General features: G+C 74.2%; 14 protein-coding genes. 5 read left to right on the top strand and 9 right to left on the bottom strand.

Going from position 1 to position 16,043, the window contains the following annotated elements; translation table 11 throughout:
- Positions 1–29: 29 nt before the first annotated feature.
- From tsaE to NMK34_RS26755, 4 genes are all read right to left on the bottom strand, one after another.
- Positions 30–512 (bottom strand): tRNA (adenosine(37)-N6)-threonylcarbamoyltransferase complex ATPase subunit type 1 TsaE, encoded by a 483-nt coding sequence (gene tsaE / locus NMK34_RS26740; protein WP_318335686.1) that lies wholly within the window; start codon positions 510–512, stop codon positions 30–32.
- Complete coding sequence (locus NMK34_RS26745; RefSeq protein WP_318335687.1) at positions 509–1,594, bottom strand: alpha/beta hydrolase; 1,086 nt, start codon at positions 1,592–1,594, stop codon at positions 509–511. The genes tsaE and NMK34_RS26745 overlap by 4 nt, the downstream gene beginning before the upstream one ends.
- Positions 1,591–2,709 carry an alanine racemase gene (gene alr, locus NMK34_RS26750; protein ID WP_318335688.1) on the bottom strand — a complete coding sequence of 373 codons (1,119 nt, stop codon included), beginning with the start codon at positions 2,707–2,709 and terminating at the stop codon, positions 1,591–1,593. Before alr ends, NMK34_RS26745 begins: the two co-directional genes overlap by 4 nt.
- Positions 2,710–2,793: 84 nt before the next feature.
- Positions 2,794–4,263 (bottom strand): NAD(P)H-hydrate dehydratase, encoded by a 1,470-nt coding sequence (locus NMK34_RS26755; protein ID WP_318335689.1) that lies wholly within the window; start codon positions 4,261–4,263, stop codon positions 2,794–2,796.
- A 219-nt stretch (positions 4,264–4,482) separates the two neighbouring features.
- Here NMK34_RS26755 and NMK34_RS26760 point away from each other — a divergent pair, with 219 nt between their 5' ends.
- Together NMK34_RS26760 and NMK34_RS26765 are read left to right on the top strand one after the other, a co-directional pair.
- Positions 4,483–4,782: a type VII secretion target gene (locus tag NMK34_RS26760; RefSeq protein WP_318335690.1), complete on the top strand. Its 300-nt coding sequence runs from the start codon at positions 4,483–4,485 to the stop codon at positions 4,780–4,782.
- On the top strand, positions 4,779–6,398 hold the full coding sequence (locus tag NMK34_RS26765) for an alpha/beta hydrolase (RefSeq protein ID WP_318335691.1): 1,620 nt from the start codon (positions 4,779–4,781) through the stop codon (positions 6,396–6,398). The genes NMK34_RS26760 and NMK34_RS26765 overlap by 4 nt, the downstream gene beginning before the upstream one ends.
- Positions 6,399–6,463: 65 nt before the next feature.
- Here the strand turns inward: NMK34_RS26765 and glmS are convergent, their stop codons facing one another.
- On the bottom strand, positions 6,464–8,377 hold the full coding sequence (glmS, locus tag NMK34_RS26770; RefSeq protein WP_135242042.1) for a glutamine--fructose-6-phosphate transaminase (isomerizing): 1,914 nt from the start codon (positions 8,375–8,377) through the stop codon (positions 6,464–6,466).
- A gap of 272 nt (positions 8,378–8,649) precedes the next feature.
- Between glmS and NMK34_RS26775 the strand changes: the two genes are divergently transcribed.
- The 3 genes from NMK34_RS26775 to NMK34_RS26785 are packed head-to-tail and all read left to right on the top strand — an operon-like array spanning position 8,650 to position 11,946.
- Positions 8,650–9,624: an MmpS family transport accessory protein gene (locus NMK34_RS26775; RefSeq protein ID WP_318335692.1), complete on the top strand. Its 975-nt coding sequence runs from the start codon at positions 8,650–8,652 to the stop codon at positions 9,622–9,624.
- Positions 9,625–9,655: 31 nt separating this feature from the next.
- On the top strand, positions 9,656–10,843 hold the full coding sequence (locus tag NMK34_RS26780; protein ID WP_318335693.1) for a pyridoxal phosphate-dependent aminotransferase: 1,188 nt from the start codon (positions 9,656–9,658) through the stop codon (positions 10,841–10,843).
- A complete protein-coding gene (locus NMK34_RS26785) occupies positions 10,840–11,946 on the top strand; it encodes a threonine aldolase family protein (RefSeq protein WP_318335694.1) in 1,107 nt (368 codons plus the stop codon). Before NMK34_RS26780 ends, NMK34_RS26785 begins: the two co-directional genes overlap by 4 nt.
- A 57-nt stretch (positions 11,947–12,003) precedes the next feature.
- Here NMK34_RS26785 and glmM read toward each other — a convergent pair whose 3' ends face one another.
- The 4 genes from glmM to NMK34_RS26805 all read right to left on the bottom strand — a co-directional run bounded on the left by glmM (position 12,004) and on the right by NMK34_RS26805 (position 15,981).
- Positions 12,004–13,359 carry a phosphoglucosamine mutase gene (gene glmM, locus NMK34_RS26790; RefSeq protein ID WP_318335695.1) on the bottom strand — a complete coding sequence of 452 codons (1,356 nt, stop codon included), beginning with the start codon at positions 13,357–13,359 and terminating at the stop codon, positions 12,004–12,006.
- A gap of 116 nt (positions 13,360–13,475) precedes the next feature.
- Entirely contained in the window at positions 13,476–13,940 is a 465-nt protein-coding gene (gene rpsI, locus NMK34_RS26795; RefSeq protein ID WP_318335696.1) for a 30S ribosomal protein S9, read from the bottom strand.
- Positions 13,941–13,960: 20 nt separating this feature from the next.
- Positions 13,961–14,404: a 50S ribosomal protein L13 gene (gene rplM / locus NMK34_RS26800; RefSeq protein WP_018784601.1), complete on the bottom strand. Its 444-nt coding sequence runs from the start codon at positions 14,402–14,404 to the stop codon at positions 13,961–13,963.
- 209 nt (positions 14,405–14,613) lie between these two features.
- On the bottom strand, positions 14,614–15,981 hold the full coding sequence (locus NMK34_RS26805; protein ID WP_318335697.1) for a nitrate/nitrite transporter: 1,368 nt from the start codon (positions 15,979–15,981) through the stop codon (positions 14,614–14,616).
- Positions 15,982–16,043: the final 62 nt, after the last annotated feature.

Below are 16,043 nucleotides of genomic sequence, written 5' to 3' on the forward strand. Positions count from 1 at the left end.
GGGACTCTAGGCAGCGGGTACGACAACGCTCAGCCGAGGGTGGCCAGCCGGGCGGCCCAGTCGCCACCGACCGGCTCCAGCGTGACCGCCCGGGTGTCGTCGTCGCGGCGGTCGATGCGTACCCGCAGGTGCGCGTCGACCAGCTGCTCGACCATCCCCTCGCCCCACTCCACCACGGTGACCGCCTCGTCCACCGAGGCGTCCAGGTCGAGGTCGTCGATCTCCGCGCGCGGGTCGGCGGCCTCACCCAGGCGGTACGCGTCGGCGTGCACGAGCGTCACCCGGCCGCCCCGCGCCGGGTCGGGCCGGTGCACCCGGGCGATGACGAAGGTGGGCGAGGTGATGTCCCCGCGTACGCCGAGGCCGGCGCCGATGCCCTGGGTCAGCGCGGTCTTGCCGGCCCCGAGCGGGCCGCTGAGCAGCAGCAGGTCACCGGCCCGCAGCACATCGGCGAGCCGCCGCCCGAACTCGTGGGTGTCGTCGACCGTCTTCAGCTCCACGACCACTGTCATAGCGAATCCAGGAACCTCTCCAGCGCCGCGTTCACCTCGTCGGCGTGCTCCAGCATCACCACGTGCCCGCTGTCGTTGATCTTCACGAACTCGGCGTGCGGCAGCCGCCGGACGATCTCCTCGGAGTGCGTCACGGGCGTGATCATGTCCTTGTCCCCCACGATCACCAGCACCGGTGTGCCGGCCAGCGCCGCCAGCGCCGGGAACCGGGAGTGGGTGGCGATCGTGCGCAGGTAGCGGGTGACCGTGTCGGCCGAGGTGCGCGAGTTCATCATCTCGACGTACGACACCAGGGCCGGGCTCGGCTTCGACGTGCCGAAGCCGTACTTGCGGGTGAGCAGCCAGGCCACGTTCGAGGTCGACCGGCGCGCCCGGTCGATCACCGTGCCGCCGTACCGGGTGGCGTTGCTCATCATGTAGAGCACCGGCGAGCCGACGCGGCCGAGCAGCGCGGGCGCCACCAGCTTGGTCTCCGCCGCCAGACCGCCCGAGGTCGCCATCAGCACCGTGCCGACCACCCGGTCACCGAACATCTCCGGGTACAGCTCGGCCAGCGCCATGATCGTCATGCCGCCCATCGAGTGCCCGACCAGCACCAGCGGACCTTCCGGGGCCACCTCGTCGAGCACCCGGCGCAGCGTGTGGCCCAGCGCGGTCAGGTCGTACTCGCCGCTCTCCAGCCGGCCGGAACGGCCGTGCCCCGGCTGGTCGTACGCGACCACCCGATAGTCGCCGCGCTCGGCGAGCCGCTTGCGCTGGAAGTGGAACGTGCCCATGTCCAGGCAGAACCCGTGCACGAGCACCACCGTCGGGTGCCCGGCCACCGGGCGGGCCGGCTCGACCACCTCCACGTGGATGTCGGTGCCGTCCGGCATCTCCAGCCGGTACGCCTCGTCGTAGCGCTGCTCGCCGAAGACCTCGTCGGCGTACCTGTCGGTGGGGTCGTTCTTGAGCCGGCGGACCAGCACCCGCTCGCTGACCACGCCCGCCGCGAGCCCGGCGGCGGCCACACCGACGGCGGCGCCGACCAGCCCGGCGACCTTGCCGGCGGCGGTACGCGGTCGCGGCAACCGGACACTCATGCGCGCTCACCGTCGTAGACGCGGGGCACGCGCACGCCGCCGAAGCGGGTCACGATCTCGTAGTTGATGGTGCCGACCGCCTCGGCCCAGTCGTCGGCGGTGGGCTCACCGTCCGCGCCACTGCCGAACAGCGTCACCACGTCGCCGGCGGCCACCTCGTCGTCGCCGCAGTCGACCACGAACTGGTCCATGCAGACGCGCCCGGAGATGGTCCGGCGCTTGCCGGCGAGGTGCACCGGGCCGGTGTTGGAGGCGTGCCGGGGCACGCCGTCGGCGTAACCGAGCGGCACCACCGCGAGGTTGGCCTCCTGCTCGGTCAGGTAGGTGTGCCCGTAGGAGACGCCGGTGCCCGCCGCGACGCGCTTGGTGAGCATCACCCGGGCACGGGCGGTCATGGCGGGACGCAGGCCGAACTGCTCGCCCGCGACCGGCGACAGGCCGTAGACGGCGATGCCGGGCCGGACCAGGTCGAAGTGGGTGTCCGGCCGGGTCAGCGTGGCGGCCGAGTTGGCCAGGTGCCGGTAGCGCGGACGCAGCCCTGCGCGCGTCACCATCTCCAGCCCTTCGCGGAAGACGGCGAGCTGGCGGTCGGTGGTGGGGTGGCCGGGCGAGTCCGCGTACACGAAGTGGCTCCACACGCCGACCACCTCGACCAGGCCGTCGGCCTGGGCCTTCGCGGCGGCCTCCAGCAGCGCCGGCCAGTCGGCGACGGTGGCGCCGCCCCGGGCCAGCCCGGTGTCGATCTTGAGATGCAGCCGGGCCGCGCGGTCCGCCCGGCGACTCGCCTCGATCATCTCGTCGAGCTGGGTGAGGCTGGCGCAGCCGAGGCCGACGCCGACGGTGATCCCGTCGTGCAGCGGCAGGCCGGGGTCGAGCAGCCAGGCCAGCACCGGCGCGGTGATGCCCGCCTCACGCAGCCGCAACGCCTCGTCCAGCGTGCAGACGCCGAGCTGGTCCGCCCCCGCGTCGAGCGCCGCCCGGGCGGCAGGCACCATGCCGTGGCCGTAGCCGTCGCCCTTGACCACGGCCATCATCTCGGCGCTGGTGCCGGCCTTGAGCCGGGTCACGTTCTCCCGGATCGCGTCCAGGTCGACGCGCACCTCCGACTGCCACATGCCCTCAGCCTACTTCCGTCAGTGATCATCAGCGCCGTGAGCCGTGCGGGCGGTGCCCGTCGCCACCGGGCGTCGCCGCCCGGATCAGCCCAGCCGGGCCAGTACCGGACGCAACGCCGCCGCCACGTCGGGCGCGGTCACCGGACCGCCGCGCGCCGCCTCCCGGCCGGCCAGCCCGTGCAGGTACGCCGCGGCGGCCGCCGCCCGCTCCGGCGCGAGCCCGGCGGCGAGCAGCGAGCCCAGCAGCCCGGCCAGCACGTCGCCGGTGCCACCGGTGGCGAGTACCGGGGTGCCGGTCGGGTTCACGTACGCGCGGCCGTCGGGCGTACCGATGATCGTGTGGTCGCCCTTGAGCAGCACCACCGCGTTCATCCAGGCGGCCAGCCGCAGCGCGGCCGCGACCCGGTCCTCCCCCGGCATCTCGCCGCAGAGCCGGGCGTACTCCCGGTCGTGCGGCGTCACCACGATCGGCGCGTCCCGGCCGCGCAGCCGGTCGGCCAGCTTGCCGTCGACGAGCAGCGTCAGCGCGTCCGCGTCGAGCACCACCGGCACCGGCGCGGCCAGCACCGCGCGCAGCTCGGCGGCGGAGTCCTCGCCGGTGCCGAGCCCGGAGCCGCAGACCCACGCCTGCACCCGGCCCGCGTCGGCGACCCGGCCGGTGGCGATCACCGATGGGTGCTGGTGCAGCACCTCGCCCTTGGCGCTTCCGGCGTAGCGGACCAGGCCGGTGGGGCCGGCGAGCGCCCCGGCGACAGAGAGCACCGCGGCGCCGGGGTAGGTGGCCGATCCGGTGGCCACGCCGACCACACCCCTGGTGTACTTCTCCGACGACGCACCCAGCGCCGGCCACCAGCCGGTCACGTCCGTCTGCTCGATCACCTGGAGCGCCGGGGTGCCGCGCAGCCACGGCGTCAGCCCGATGTCGACCAGCTCGACCTCGCCGGCCAGCTCGGCGGCCGGACCGACGACCAGTGCGGGCTTCAGCGCGCCGAACGCGACTGTCACGTCGGCGCGGACCGCCCGGGGCCGCCCGGCGTCGGTGAGCGGGACGTGGCCGGTGTCGACAGCGACGCCGCTCGGCACGTCGACCGCCACCACAGTGGCGGGCGTGCCGTCGCGCCCGCGCTGCCCGGTCAGGCTCGCGGCCAGCTGCTCGGCCGTCTCGCGGAGCCCTCCGGTGCCGCCGATGCCCACGATGCCGTCGAGTACCAGGTCGACCACCGCGGGCGGCCGGTCGGCCACGCGCCCGCCGGCGGCGCGCAGCGCGGCCAGGCCCTCGGCGTGCGCCCGGCCCGGCGTGAGGAGCAGCGCTGTCACCGCCGCGCCCCGGCGGGCCAGGTGCGCGCCCGCGAAGAGGGCGTCGCCACCGTTGTCGCCGGACCCGGCGAGCACCAGCACCCGGGCGCCGTAGACGCCGCCCCGGTCGGCGAGCAGCAACGCGCAGCGGCGGGCCAGCCCGCTCGCGGCCCGCTGCATCAGCGCACCGGATGGGAGGGTGGCCATCAGGCCCGCCTCCGCCGCGCGAACGTCCGCGACCCGCCACACCTGTCTCATGCCACCCCGCCCCGCTCGTCGCGCCGGCTCAGCTTCCGCTCGCGGCTCCCCTGACCACGGCCTCACCCTACCGGCGGCACGCGCCTCGGACCGGTCGGCGGACAAGCCCTGTGGACAACCCGGCGCGTTGTCCACAGGGGTCGGCGACCACCGCCGGGTGCCGCCTAGCGTCCCGGTGTCCGGAGCCGGCCGGTGGCGCCGGGCGAGGGAGGGCATGTGGTGGAGAAACCGTTCGACGTCGATCCGGAGCTGCTGCGATCGGTGGCGCGCGAGCTGGCCGACGACGCGTACCGGCTGGCCCGCGGGCCGGGCGCGGCACCGGAGTCGTTGCTGATGGCGGCGCCGGAAGGCTGGCGATCCGCGATGGCGCTGACCGAGTTGGAGTCGGCGGTGCGGCGCTGGTCCGGCGCCCTCGGCGCCCGGGTGGCCGACACCGCTCAGGCCTTGCGCCGGGGCGCGGACGGCTACGAGGCGGTCGACGAACGCGCCGCCCGCCGCCTCACCGGGGTGCTCCGGTGACCGGCGGGATTGCTGACGCCGCCACGCCGGTCGGCTACGCGCAGCTCTGGCGGGCCGACCCGAGCGCCTGGTCCACCGCCGGGACGGCGTGGCGGAGCCTCACCACGCCGGTACGGCAGCGCGCCGACGCACTGACCGCCCGGATCGGCACGCTCCGTCCCGGGTGGTCGGGTGCCGCCGCGACGGCGGCGCAACGGCGGATCGAGGACCTGCGCACCGACCTCACCGACGTGCTCCCCGCCCTGGTCGAGGTCGACCAGGTGCTCGCCGAGTTCGGTGCCCGGCTGGGCGTGGCGAAGGCCCGGCTCGGCGCCGAGGTGGCCCGCGCCGAGTCGGGTGGCCTGCTCGTCGACCGCACCGGCGCGGTCCGGCCCGACCCGGCGCGGCCGGTGGCGCAGGCCGGACCGGCGGTGGTCCACGCGCGGGCCGGCATCCGGGGCGCACTGACGCTCGCCGGCGCCGCCGACCGGGAGGCGGCCGGCCGGCTGGCGGACCTGACCACCGCTGCGGTACGCGGCTGGGTCAGCGTCCCGCCCGCCTGGCGGCCCGGGCCCGGTGCCGGGCCGGCCGAGGTGAGCCGCTGGTGGGCCGGTCTGAGCGCGGCCGAGCGGCGCTGGCTGGTCGGGCGGGAACCGGGCCGGATCGGGCGTCTCGACGGCGTACCGGCAGGCGCCCGGGACCAGGCCAACCGGTTGCTGCTCGGTGATCGGCGGGAGCGGTTGCTCGTACGGCGGCTCGCGCTGCTGCACCCGCTTCCGGCCGGGCCGTTGGAGGCGTCCCGCCGGGTCCGGCTCGCCGCTGTCGAGGCGGCGCTGCGCGGGCTGGACGGGCTGACCGAGCGGCTGACCGAGGGCGGGGCGCCCCGGGCGTACCTGCTGGGGCTCGACCCGGCCGGCGACGGCCGCGCGGTGGTGGCGCTCGGCAACCCGGACCGCGCCGCCTCGGTGCTCACGTACGTCCCGGGCATGACCTCGGATCTCGCCGACGCGCCGGCTGAGCTGGGCCGCGCGGCCCGGGTGTTGCAGCGCTGCGCGGCACTCGGGCCGGGCGAGGAGGCGGCGGCGGTGCTCTGGCTGGACTACGACGCGCCGGACTTCCTCACCGAGGCGGCGGGCACCCGTCAGGCCGAGGACGCCGGCCCGGCGCTGCACCGGTTCCAGGACGGGCTGCGGGCCGCGCACGAGGGCCCGCCGGCCCGGCAGACGGTGCTCGGGCACAGCTACGGCTCGCTCGTGGTCGGTGCCGCCGCCCGCGACCACGGGTTGAGCGCCGACGCGCTGGTCTTCGTCGGTTCGCCCGGCGTCGGCGTGGACCACGCCGCCGAGCTGCGGATGCCCGCCGGTCAGATCTGGTCGTCGACCGCGCCGGACGACGTCATCCGGCTGGCCCGCCCACCGGACGAGCTGGCCCGCCGCGCGCTGCTCGCGGGTACGCCACTCGGCCCGGCGCTCGCCGTCCTCGACGGGCCCGGCGAGCGGCTCTGGTTCGGCGCCGACCCGAGCGCGCCGGGCTTCGGCGGCCGGCGCTTCCCGAGCGCCCCGCGCGGCCACACCGGCTACTGGGATCCGGACAACCCGGCGCTGGACGGCATGGCCCGGATCGTGCTGGGCCGATGACCGGGCCGGAGACGACGCGGTCCCCCCACCCGTGGTGCGGGCGGAGGGACCGTGGACGAGATCGGCTACTCGACGGTGACCGACTTGGCCAGGTTCCGGGGCTGGTCGACGTCGTGCCCGCGAGCGGCGGCGATCTCGGCGGCCAGCACCTGCAACGGCACCGTGGTCACCAGCGGCGCCAGCAGCGTCGGCGTACGCGGCACGTAGATCAGGTGGTCGGCGTAGCGGACCACCGCCTGGTCGCCCTCCTCGGCGATCACGATGGTGCGGGCGCCGCGGGCGCGTACCTCCTGGATGTTGGAGACGACCTTGTCGTGCAGCATGCCCCGGCCGACCGGCGACGGCACGATGCAGATCACCGGGGTGCCCTGGTCGATCAGCGAGATCGGGCCGTGCTTCAGCTCGCCGGCGGCGAAGCCCTCGGCGTGCATGTACGCCAGTTCCTTGAGCTTCAGCGCGCCCTCCAGCGCCACCGGGTAGCCCACGTGCCGGCCGATGAACAGCACCGTCGGCTCGGACTTCAACTCGCGGCCCAGCTCGCGGACCGGCTCGATCCGGTCCAGCAGCTCCCGCAGCTTGCCCGGCATCTCCTGGAGCTGGGCCACCACCGCGCCCACCTCGTCGGCGAACTTGATGCCGCGCACCTGGGCCAGGTGCAGGCCGATCAGGTAGCAGGCGACGACCTGGGTGAGGAACGCCTTGGTGGAGGCGACAGCGATCTCCGGGCCGCCGTGGGTGTAGAGCACCGCGTCGGACTCGCGCGGGATGGTCGAGCCGTTGGTGTTGCAGATCGCCAGCACGCGGGCCTTCTGCTCCTTGGCGTGGCGCAGCGCCATCAGGGTGTCCATCGTCTCGCCGGACTGCGAGATCACCACGATCAGCGTGGAGCGGTCCAGCACCGGGTCGCGGTAGCGGAACTCACTGGCCAGCTCCACCTCGCAGGGGATGCGGGTCCAGTGCTCGATGGCGTACTTGGCGACCAGGCCAGCGTGGTACGAGGTGCCGCAGGCGACGATGAAGATCTTGTCGACGTCGCGCAGGTCCTGCTCGCTGAGGCGGACCTCGTCGAGGGCGATCTCGCCGGTCTCGGTGAGCCGGCCCAGCAGCGTGTCGGCGATGGCCTGCGGCTGCTCCTCGATCTCCTTGAGCATGAACCAGTCGTAGCCGCCCTTCTCGGCGGCCGACGAGTCCCAGTCGATGTGGAAGTCGGTGCCGCTGGCCGGCTGGCCGTGGAAGTCGGTGATGTCGATGCTGTCCGGGGTGATCAGGACGATCTGGTCCTGCCCCAGCTCGACCGCGTCCCGGGTGTGCTCGATGAACGCGGCGACGTCGCTGGCGAGGTAGTTCTCGCCGTCGCCCCGGCCGACCACGAGCGGCGAGTTGCGCCGGGCGCCGACCACCGCGCCGGGGATGCCGGCGTCAACGGCGAGCAGCGTGAACGCGCCCTCCAGGCGCCCGCAGACCACGCGCATGGCGGCGGCGAGGAGCTGCGGGCTGTCGGTCTCACCGGCCGAGCGCAGGTCGGCCAGCGCGCGGGCGATCAGGTGCGCGGCGCACTCGGTGTCGGTGTCGCTGGCGAACTCGACACCCTCGTCCTCCAGCTCGGCGCGGAGCTTCGCGAAGTTCTCGATGATGCCGTTGTGGATCACCGCGACGCGGCCGTCCGGGGAGAGGTGCGGGTGGGCGTTGCGGTCGGTCGGGCCGCCGTGCGTGGCCCAGCGGGTGTGGCCGATGCCGGTGGTGCCGTCGCCGATGCCGATCGGGCTGGCGGCGCAGTCCTCGGGGTTGTCGGCCGCGCGCTCGGAGAGAACCTTCTCCAGGTTCGCGAGCTTGCCGGCCTTCTTCTCGGTCAGCAGCTCGTCCTCGCAGACCACGGCGACACCGGCCGAGTCGTAGCCGCGGTATTCGAGACGCCGCAGTCCGTCAAGCACGATGCCGAGCGCCGGGCGCGCACCGGCGTAACCCACGATTCCACACATGGTCCGCAGCCTAACCGAGTTTCGCTCATCGTGCGTGCTCGGAAGTGCGGTTAACGATCACTGAATTTGAGCGAACCGAGCGCCAGGGATGCGATTACCGGACAAAGCACCATCCAGGTCGTTCCGCCCGTCCGGACCGGTTCGGGACGCGGGACGCGGAGCGGCGGCCGGTACCGCACGACTGGCCGTCACCGCCTACATTGAGGCCGGGCGCCGTCCCCCGGGCCCACCGTTCCGCGGTCGTCCGCGCCGTACCCCTGTGAGCTGAGCCCATGTCCGAGACGACCCCCTCCCCCGAACCGGCCCCCGGACCGGCCGACCCGACCGCCGCGCCGGCCACGCCGCAGCCCTCCTCCTGGACGCCGCCGGACCCGCTGGCCGCCCCGCAGCCGTGGACACCGCCCGAGCCCTGGTCGCCGCCGCCCGCTCCGAGCCCCTGGGCGGCCACCGGCCCGGAGAGCGCGTCCGCCGGAACCGGTCCGGCCATGCCGTCGAGCGGGACGGGACACCCGGTGGGCGAACCGGGGTGGGCGGCTCCGGCCGACCCGGCCGCCACGCCGCGCCCGCCGGTCCCACCGGCATCGGGCGGCCCGCACGTACCCGGTACGCCCGGGTGGCCGTCCCAGCCCGGCGTGCCCGACCTCCCGGCACAGCCGGCCTGGACACCGGCCGCCTACCCGCCCGGCCCCTACAAAGCCGGGTCCTACCCACCCGGCCCCTACCCGCCGCCGTACGCGTATCCGGGCATGCCGCCGCGCCGCGGTGGCGGCGGTGGCTGGGTGGCCGGCCTGGTGATCGGCCTCGTCACCGTCCTGGCGATCATCGTCTGCGGCTGCGTCGGGCTGTCCTTCCTCGGCCGGGGCCTGGACGACGGGACGGCCTCCGGCGACCGGTACGACGGGCCGCTGTACGGCGAGCCCGACGGGTGGGCCGACGAGCCGACCGCGCCCCCGGCCCGGCCGGCCACCACCCCGTCCGGCGGGCCCGGCAAGTTCACGGTGCTGTACGAGGTGACAGCCACCGACGGCGAGGCCGAGGTGCAGTTCTACGACGCGGACGCGAACTTCCACCAGCCCGGCGCCGTGGACACGCCCTGGCGGCTGAGCTTCACGGCGAACGACCGCGAGCGGGTGCAGATCATCGCCAGCCCGGTCGCGTCCGGCGACGTGACCTGCCGGATCACCGTCAACGGCAATGTCGTCTCCAAGGACTCGGGCGAGTACGGCGCGACCTGCTTCGGCTGGTGAGCGGTCGGCGGCGGGCCGTAGGCTCGCAGCCGTGACGACGACCGATCCCCTGGTGGCCCGGATGCGGCCGTTCGGCACCACCGTCTTCGCCGAGATGTCCGCGCTCGCCGTGCGCACCGGCGCGGTCAACCTCGGGCAGGGCTTCCCGGACACCGACGGCCCGCCGGAGATGCTCGCCGCCGCGGCCGAGGCGCTGCGTACCGGCCACAACCAGTACCCGCCCGGCCCGGGCATCCCCGCGCTGCGCGCCGCCGTCGCCGAGCACCAGCGCCGGTTCTGGGGCCTGGAGTACGACCCGGACGGCGAGATCGTGGTGACCGCCGGGGCGACCGAGGCGATCGCGGCGAGCATCCTCGCGCTGTGCGAGCCGGGTGACGAGGTGATCTGCTTCGAGCCTTACTACGACTCGTACGCCGCCTCGATCGCGCTCGCCGGGGCGGTCCGCCGCCCGGTGACGCTGCGGCCCGGGCCCGACGGCAGGTACGCGTTCGACCCGGACGAGCTGCGCGCCGCGTTCGGGCCGCGTACCCGGCTGGTGCTGCTGAACTCACCGCACAACCCGACCGGCAAGGTCTTCACCGCCGACGAGCTGACGACGGTGGCCGAGCTGTGCCGGGAACACGACGTGTACGCGGTCACCGACGAGGTCTACGAGCACCTGGTGTTCACCGACGCCGCAGCGCCGCACGTGCCGCCGGCCACGCTGCCGGGCATGCGGGAGCGGACGCTGCGCATCTCGTCGGCCGGGAAGACGTTCTCCTGCACCGGCTGGAAGGTCGGCTGGGTGAGCGGCCCCGCGCCGCTGGTGGCGGCGGTGCTGCGGGTGAAGCAGTTCCTGACGTTCGTCAACGCCGGGCCGCTGCAACCGGCGGTGGCGGTGGCGCTCGGGCTGCCGGACGCGTACTTCACCGGGTTCCGGGACGACATGCAACGCCGCCGGGACCAGCTCGCCGCCGGGCTGGCCGACGCCGGGTTCGGCGTGCTCCCGCCGGAGGGCACCTACTTCGTCACCGCCGACGTCACGCCGCTGCGCGGCCGGGACGGGGTGGAGTTCTGCCGGGCGCTGCCGGAGCGCTGCGGCGTGGTGGCGGTGCCCACGCAGGTGTTCTACGACGACGTGGAGGCCGGCCGCCGGCTGATCCGGTTCGCGTTCTGCAAACGGCCGGAGGTGCTGGCCGAGGCGGTTACCCGGCTGCGCCGGCTCCGGGCGGACCGATGAGCGACGAGCAGGCCACGCGGCTACGCCGGTTCACCGCCCAGCGTGGCTGCGACACGATGCTCTCCGGCGTACGCCCGGCCTCCGTACGGGAACAGCTCGCCGCGCTCGGCCCGGCGGCCGGGGACGACCCGCCCGACCTGTACGGCGAGGGCGGACCGGTGGCGGAGCTGGAGCTGCGGGTCGCCGAACTGCTCGGCGCGGACGCCGCCGCGTTCTTCCCGTCGGGCACGATGGCGCAGCAGGTGGCCATGCGTCACGGGGCGGAACTGACCGGCCGCGCCGGTGTCGGCCTGCACCCGCTCAGCCACCCGCTGACGCACGAGCGGGACGCGTACGCGCTGCTCGCCGGCGTACGCGCGGTGCGCACCACGAACGCGCCGCGCAACCCGACTGCCGACGAGGTGGCGGCGCTCGACGAGCCGATCGGCACGCTCTTCCTGGAGTTGCCGCTGCGCGACGCCGGGTTCGTGCTGCCGACCTGGGACGAGCTGGTGGCCGTCGTCGCGGCGGCCCGCGCCGGCGGCGCCCGGGTGCACTTCGACGGGGCCCGGCTCTGGGAGTCGTCAGTCCACCTGGGCTACTCGCCGGCCGAGATCGCGGCGCTGGCCGACAGCACGTACGTCTCGTTCTACAAGTCGCTGGGCGGCATCTCCGGTGCCGCGCTGGCCGGCGACGCGGAGCTGATCCGGTACGCGCGTGCCTGGCGGCACCGCTACGGCGGCACGCTGTTCCAGCAGTGGCCGGCGGCGCTCGCAGCGCTCGCCGGGCTGACCCGGGAGCTGCCCCGCCTCCCCGGATACGTGGCGCACGCGAGGGTGGTGGCCGAGGCGCTGGCCGCCCTGCCCGGCGCCCGGGTGTACCCGGTGCCGCCGCACACCCACCAGTTCCGGTTCTGGCTGCCGTATCCGGCGGCCGTGCTGGACGCGGCGAACCTGGCGCTGGCCGAGGAGGAACGCGCGTGGTTCGTCGGCGGCTGGCGGGACACCGAGGTGCCCGGGCTTGCGCTGGCCGAGGTGACCGTGGCCGGACCGGCGCAGGAGCTGGACGCCGACGCGGTCGCGGACCTGGCCGCCCGCTTCCTGCGCCGGATCCAGGCGAACTGACCGGCGGATCCAGGCGAACTGACCGGCGGGTCCGGGGAGCAGGCGGCCCCGGGTCGGTCAGGCGACCGGGCTGGCGGTACGGACCTGCTCGGCGATGCGCTCGGCGACCTCGCGCGCGGTGTCCTCGGTGGCCGCCTCGACCATGACCCGCACCAGCGGCTCGGTGCCGGACGGGCGAAGCAGCACCCGGCCGGTCTCGCCCAGCTCGGCCTCGGCGCGCTCGACCTCGGCCCGGACGGCCGGTGCGGCGGCGCCGACGGTACGGTCCCCGACCGGCACGTTGATCAGCACCTGGGGCAGCTTGGTGACCACGGCGGCCAGCTCGGCCAGCGAGGTGCCGGTGGCTGCCATCCGCGCCATCAGGTGCAGGCCGGTCAGCACGCCGTCGCCGGTGGTGGCGTACGCGGGCAGCACGATGTGGCCGCTCTGCTCGCCGCCGAGCGCCAGGCCGGAGGCGCGCAGCTCCTCCAGCACGTACCGGTCGCCGACCTTGGTCTCGACCAGCCGGATGCCGTGCTCGGACATGGCCAGGCGGAGACCGAGGTTGCTCATCACGGTGGCGACCAGGGTGTCCTGGGTCAGTTCGCCGGCGTCCCGCATGGCCAGCGCGAGGATCGCCATGACCTGGTCGCCGTCGACCTCGTTCCCGTCGGCGGTGACCGCGACGCAGCGGTCGGCGTCGCCGTCGTGGGCGATGCCGAGGTGGGCGCCGTGCTCGACCACTGCGGCGCGTAGCGCCTCGATGTGGTTCGAGCCGCACTCGTCGTTGATGTTGAGCCCGTCCGGCTCGGCGTGGATGGCGATCACCTCGGCGCCTGCCTCCCGGTAGGCGACCGGGGCGACGTCGGCGGCCGCGCCGTTGGCGCAGTCGACGACGACCTTGATCCCGTCGAGGCGGTGCGGCACGGTGCCGATCAGGTGCTGCACGTAGTGGTCGGCGCCGTCGAGCAGGTCGTGCACGCGGCCGACACCGGCACCGACGGGACGCTTCCAGGCGGTGGTGGCGTTCGCCTTCACCGCCTCCTCGATCCGCATCTCGATCTCGTCGGGCAGCTTGTGCCCACCGGCGGCGAACAGCTTGATGCCGTTGTCCGGCATCGGGTTGTGCGAGGCGGAGAGCATCACGCCCAGGTCGGCCTTTGCCTCCGCGGTGAGGAAGGCCACCGCCGGCGTGGGCAGCACGCCGACCCGGACCACGTTGGCGCCGGCGCTGGTGAGCCCGGCGACCACCGCCGCCTCCAGCATCTCGCCGCTGGCCCGGGTGTCCCGGCCGACCACCGCGAGCGGCGGATGGCTCTTGTCGGTCTCGGCCAGCGTGTGGGCCGCGGCCACCGCGACCGCGAGCGCCAACTCCGGGGTGAGATCCGCGTTCGCCCGCCCGCGTACGCCGTCCGTGCCGAACAACCGGCCCATACCCGCCAACCTCCGTGGAACTGCCGATGAGAGGAGAAACGCGGAACGGCCGGTCCGCCTCCCGGATGGGGGAGGCGAACCGGCCGTCCGTCAGAAGTACAAGACGCTTGTGATGATCAGCGCTTCGAGTACTGAGGAGCCTTGCGGGCCTTCTTGAGGCCGTACTTCTTGCTCTCCTTGACCCGGGCGTCACGGGTCAGGAAGCCGGCCTTCTTCAGGGCCGGGCGGTCGTCGGGCTCGCTGACGATCAGCGCCCGGGCGATGGCGAGCCGCAGCGCGCCGGCCTGGCCGGTGGTGCCGCCGCCACGCAGGTTGGCGATCACGTCGAACGCCTCGGCCTTCTCGGCGGTGACCAGCGGATCCTTGATGAGCTGCTGGTGCACCTTGCTCGGGAAGTAGGCCTCGAGGTCGCGGCCGTTGCAGGTGATCTTGCCGCTGCCCGGGATGATCCGGACCCGGACGATGGCTTCCTTGCGCCGACCCACGGTCTGAATCGGACGGTCACCACGGGGCGCGCGCGCGACGGGCGCCGGCGCCTCGGTGGCCTCGGGGGCGACCTCGGTGGCGGTGATGTCGGTCATGCTGCTTCCTTCGCCCGCGCTCACTGCGCGATCTGCTTGATCTCGAACGGCACCGGCTGCTGCGCGGTGTGCGGGTGCTCGGCACCGGCGTAGACCTTCAGCTTCTTGAGAATCTGACGGCCCAGCTTGTTGTGCGGGAGCATGCCCTTCACGGCCAGCTCGATGGCCCGCTCGGGCCGCTTGGTCAGCAGCTCGTCGTAGCCGACCCGCTTCAGGCCACCCGGGTAACCGGAGTGGCGGTAAGCGACCTTGGTCTGACGCTTGTTGCCGGTCAGCGCGACCTTGCCCGCGTTCACGATGACGACGAAGTCGCCCGTGTCGACGTGCGGCGCGAAAGTCGGCTTGTGCTTGCCACGCAGGAGCGTGGCGGCGTGGGTCGCCAGGCGGCCCAGCACGACATCAGAGGCGTCGATGACGTGCCACTGACGCTCGATCTCACCCGGCTTCGGGCTGTACGTACGCACAGGTCTACCTTGTCTCGTCGTCGGTCTGGGGTCGCGCGCCGAGGTGACCAGGAGTACCCAGCCGGACCAGCGCGCACGAACGACCAAGCGTACCTGATGCGGCACGCCTAAGAATGTCGTACAACAGCAGGCAACGATACCCGGCCGCCCGGCGGCAGGTCAAAACGGGGTCGCGCCGCGCGTGGCCTGCGGGTTCGTCATGGCACAGGTCACACGCCGGCCAGCGTACGCGGCCCGGGGCGCAGGTAGACCACCCAGGTCACCACGAAGCAGAGCGCGTACCAGGCGATGAAGGCCAGGTAGGCGGCGTCGGCCGTACCGGAGGTCAGGAACGACTGCCGGAACGCCACGTTCACCAGCACCCCGCCCGAGGCCCCGACCGCGCCGGCGATCCCGATCACCGCCCCGGACAGGCGCCGGGCCCGCCGCTGCGCCGCCTCCGGGTCGCCGGTCAGCTCGCTCTCCGCGACGGCCCGGGCCCGGAAGATCGCCGGGATCATCTTGTACGTCGAGCCGTTGCCGATGCCGGAGAAGACGAACAGCGCCAGGAACCCGGCCAGGTAGAGCGGGAACGAGCGCTCCCGGGCCGCGTACAGCACCAGCCCGGCACCGGCGGCCATCGCCACGAAGTTCCAGAAAGTGACCCGGGCCCCGCCCAGCCGGTCGGCGAGCTGACCGCCGACGGGCCGGATCAGCGACCCGATCAGCGGGCCGAGGAAGGTCAGCCAGGCCGCGTCGACCGGCGTCGGGAACCGGTCGTGGAACTGGAGCTGGAGCACCTGGCCGAAGGCGAACCCGAAGCCGATGAACGAGCCGAACGTGCCCACGTAGAGCAGCGACATCACCCAGGTGTGCGGGTCGCGGGCCGCCGCGCGCAGCGCGCCCGGCTCGTTGCGCACCCCCGGCACGTTGTCCAGCCAGCGGGCCGCGGCCAGCGCGGCCAGCACGATCAGCGGCAGGTAGACCGCCGGCACCAACCAGGGGTACGCGGCGCCTGCGGTCGCCAGCACCGCCAGCCCCACCAGTTGCACAGCCGGTACGCCCAGGTTGCCGCCGCCGGCGTTGAGCCCCAGCGCCCGGCCCTTGAGCCGCTCCGGGAAGAACAGATTGATGTTCGCCATCGACGAGGCGAAGTTGCCGCCGCCGACGCCGGACAGGCAGGCCAGCACCATCAGCGTGGCGTACGACACCCCGGGCTCGATCAGCACCGCCATCGGCACCGCCGGCACGAGCAGCAGCAGGGCGCTCACGATGGTCCAGTTCCGGCCGCCGAAGCGGGCCACCGCCAGCGTGTACGGCAGCCGCAGCACCGCCCCCAGCGCGGCCGGTACGGCGGTGAGCAGGAACTTCCCGGCCGGGTCGATGCCGTACTCGGGGCCCAGGAACAGCACCGTCACCGACCAGAGGCTCCACACGGAGAAGCCGACGTGTTCGGCGAAGATCGAGACGTACAGGTTGCGCCGGGCCACCCGGGCGCCGCCGGCCGCCCAGAACGCCGGATCCTCCGGCCGCCATTCGGTGAGCCGGCCGGCGGTGGTGGCCGGTGGCGTGGTGGGTGCGGAAACGAGCGTGCTCACTGACGGACTCCTCCTCGTCGATGACGAGGCGACGCTCTCAGCCGGTGGTTTCCCCGGCGTGC

The organism is Micromonospora sp. BRA006-A (genome assembly GCF_033433935.1).
GTDB lineage: Bacteria > Actinomycetota > Actinomycetes > Mycobacteriales > Micromonosporaceae > Micromonospora > Micromonospora aurantiaca.

Coding starts and splice junctions, on each gene's coding strand:
- tsaE (WP_318335686.1), bottom strand. CDS start 512: ATGACAGTGGTCGTGGAGCTGAAGACGGTCGACGACACCCACGAGTTC.
- NMK34_RS26745 (WP_318335687.1), bottom strand. CDS start 1,594: ATGAGTGTCCGGTTGCCGCGACCGCGTACCGCCGCCGGCAAGGTCGCC.
- alr (WP_318335688.1), bottom strand. CDS start 2,709: ATGTGGCAGTCGGAGGTGCGCGTCGACCTGGACGCGATCCGGGAGAAC.
- NMK34_RS26755 (WP_318335689.1), bottom strand. CDS start 4,263: ATGAGACAGGTGTGGCGGGTCGCGGACGTTCGCGCGGCGGAGGCGGGC.
- glmS (WP_135242042.1), bottom strand. CDS start 8,377: ATGTGTGGAATCGTGGGTTACGCCGGTGCGCGCCCGGCGCTCGGCATC.
- NMK34_RS26775 (WP_318335692.1), top strand. CDS start 8,650: ATGTCCGAGACGACCCCCTCCCCCGAACCGGCCCCCGGACCGGCCGAC.
- NMK34_RS26785 (WP_318335694.1), top strand. CDS start 10,840: ATGAGCGACGAGCAGGCCACGCGGCTACGCCGGTTCACCGCCCAGCGT.
- glmM (WP_318335695.1), bottom strand. CDS start 13,359: ATGGGCCGGTTGTTCGGCACGGACGGCGTACGCGGGCGGGCGAACGCG.
- rpsI (WP_318335696.1), bottom strand. CDS start 13,940: ATGACCGACATCACCGCCACCGAGGTCGCCCCCGAGGCCACCGAGGCG.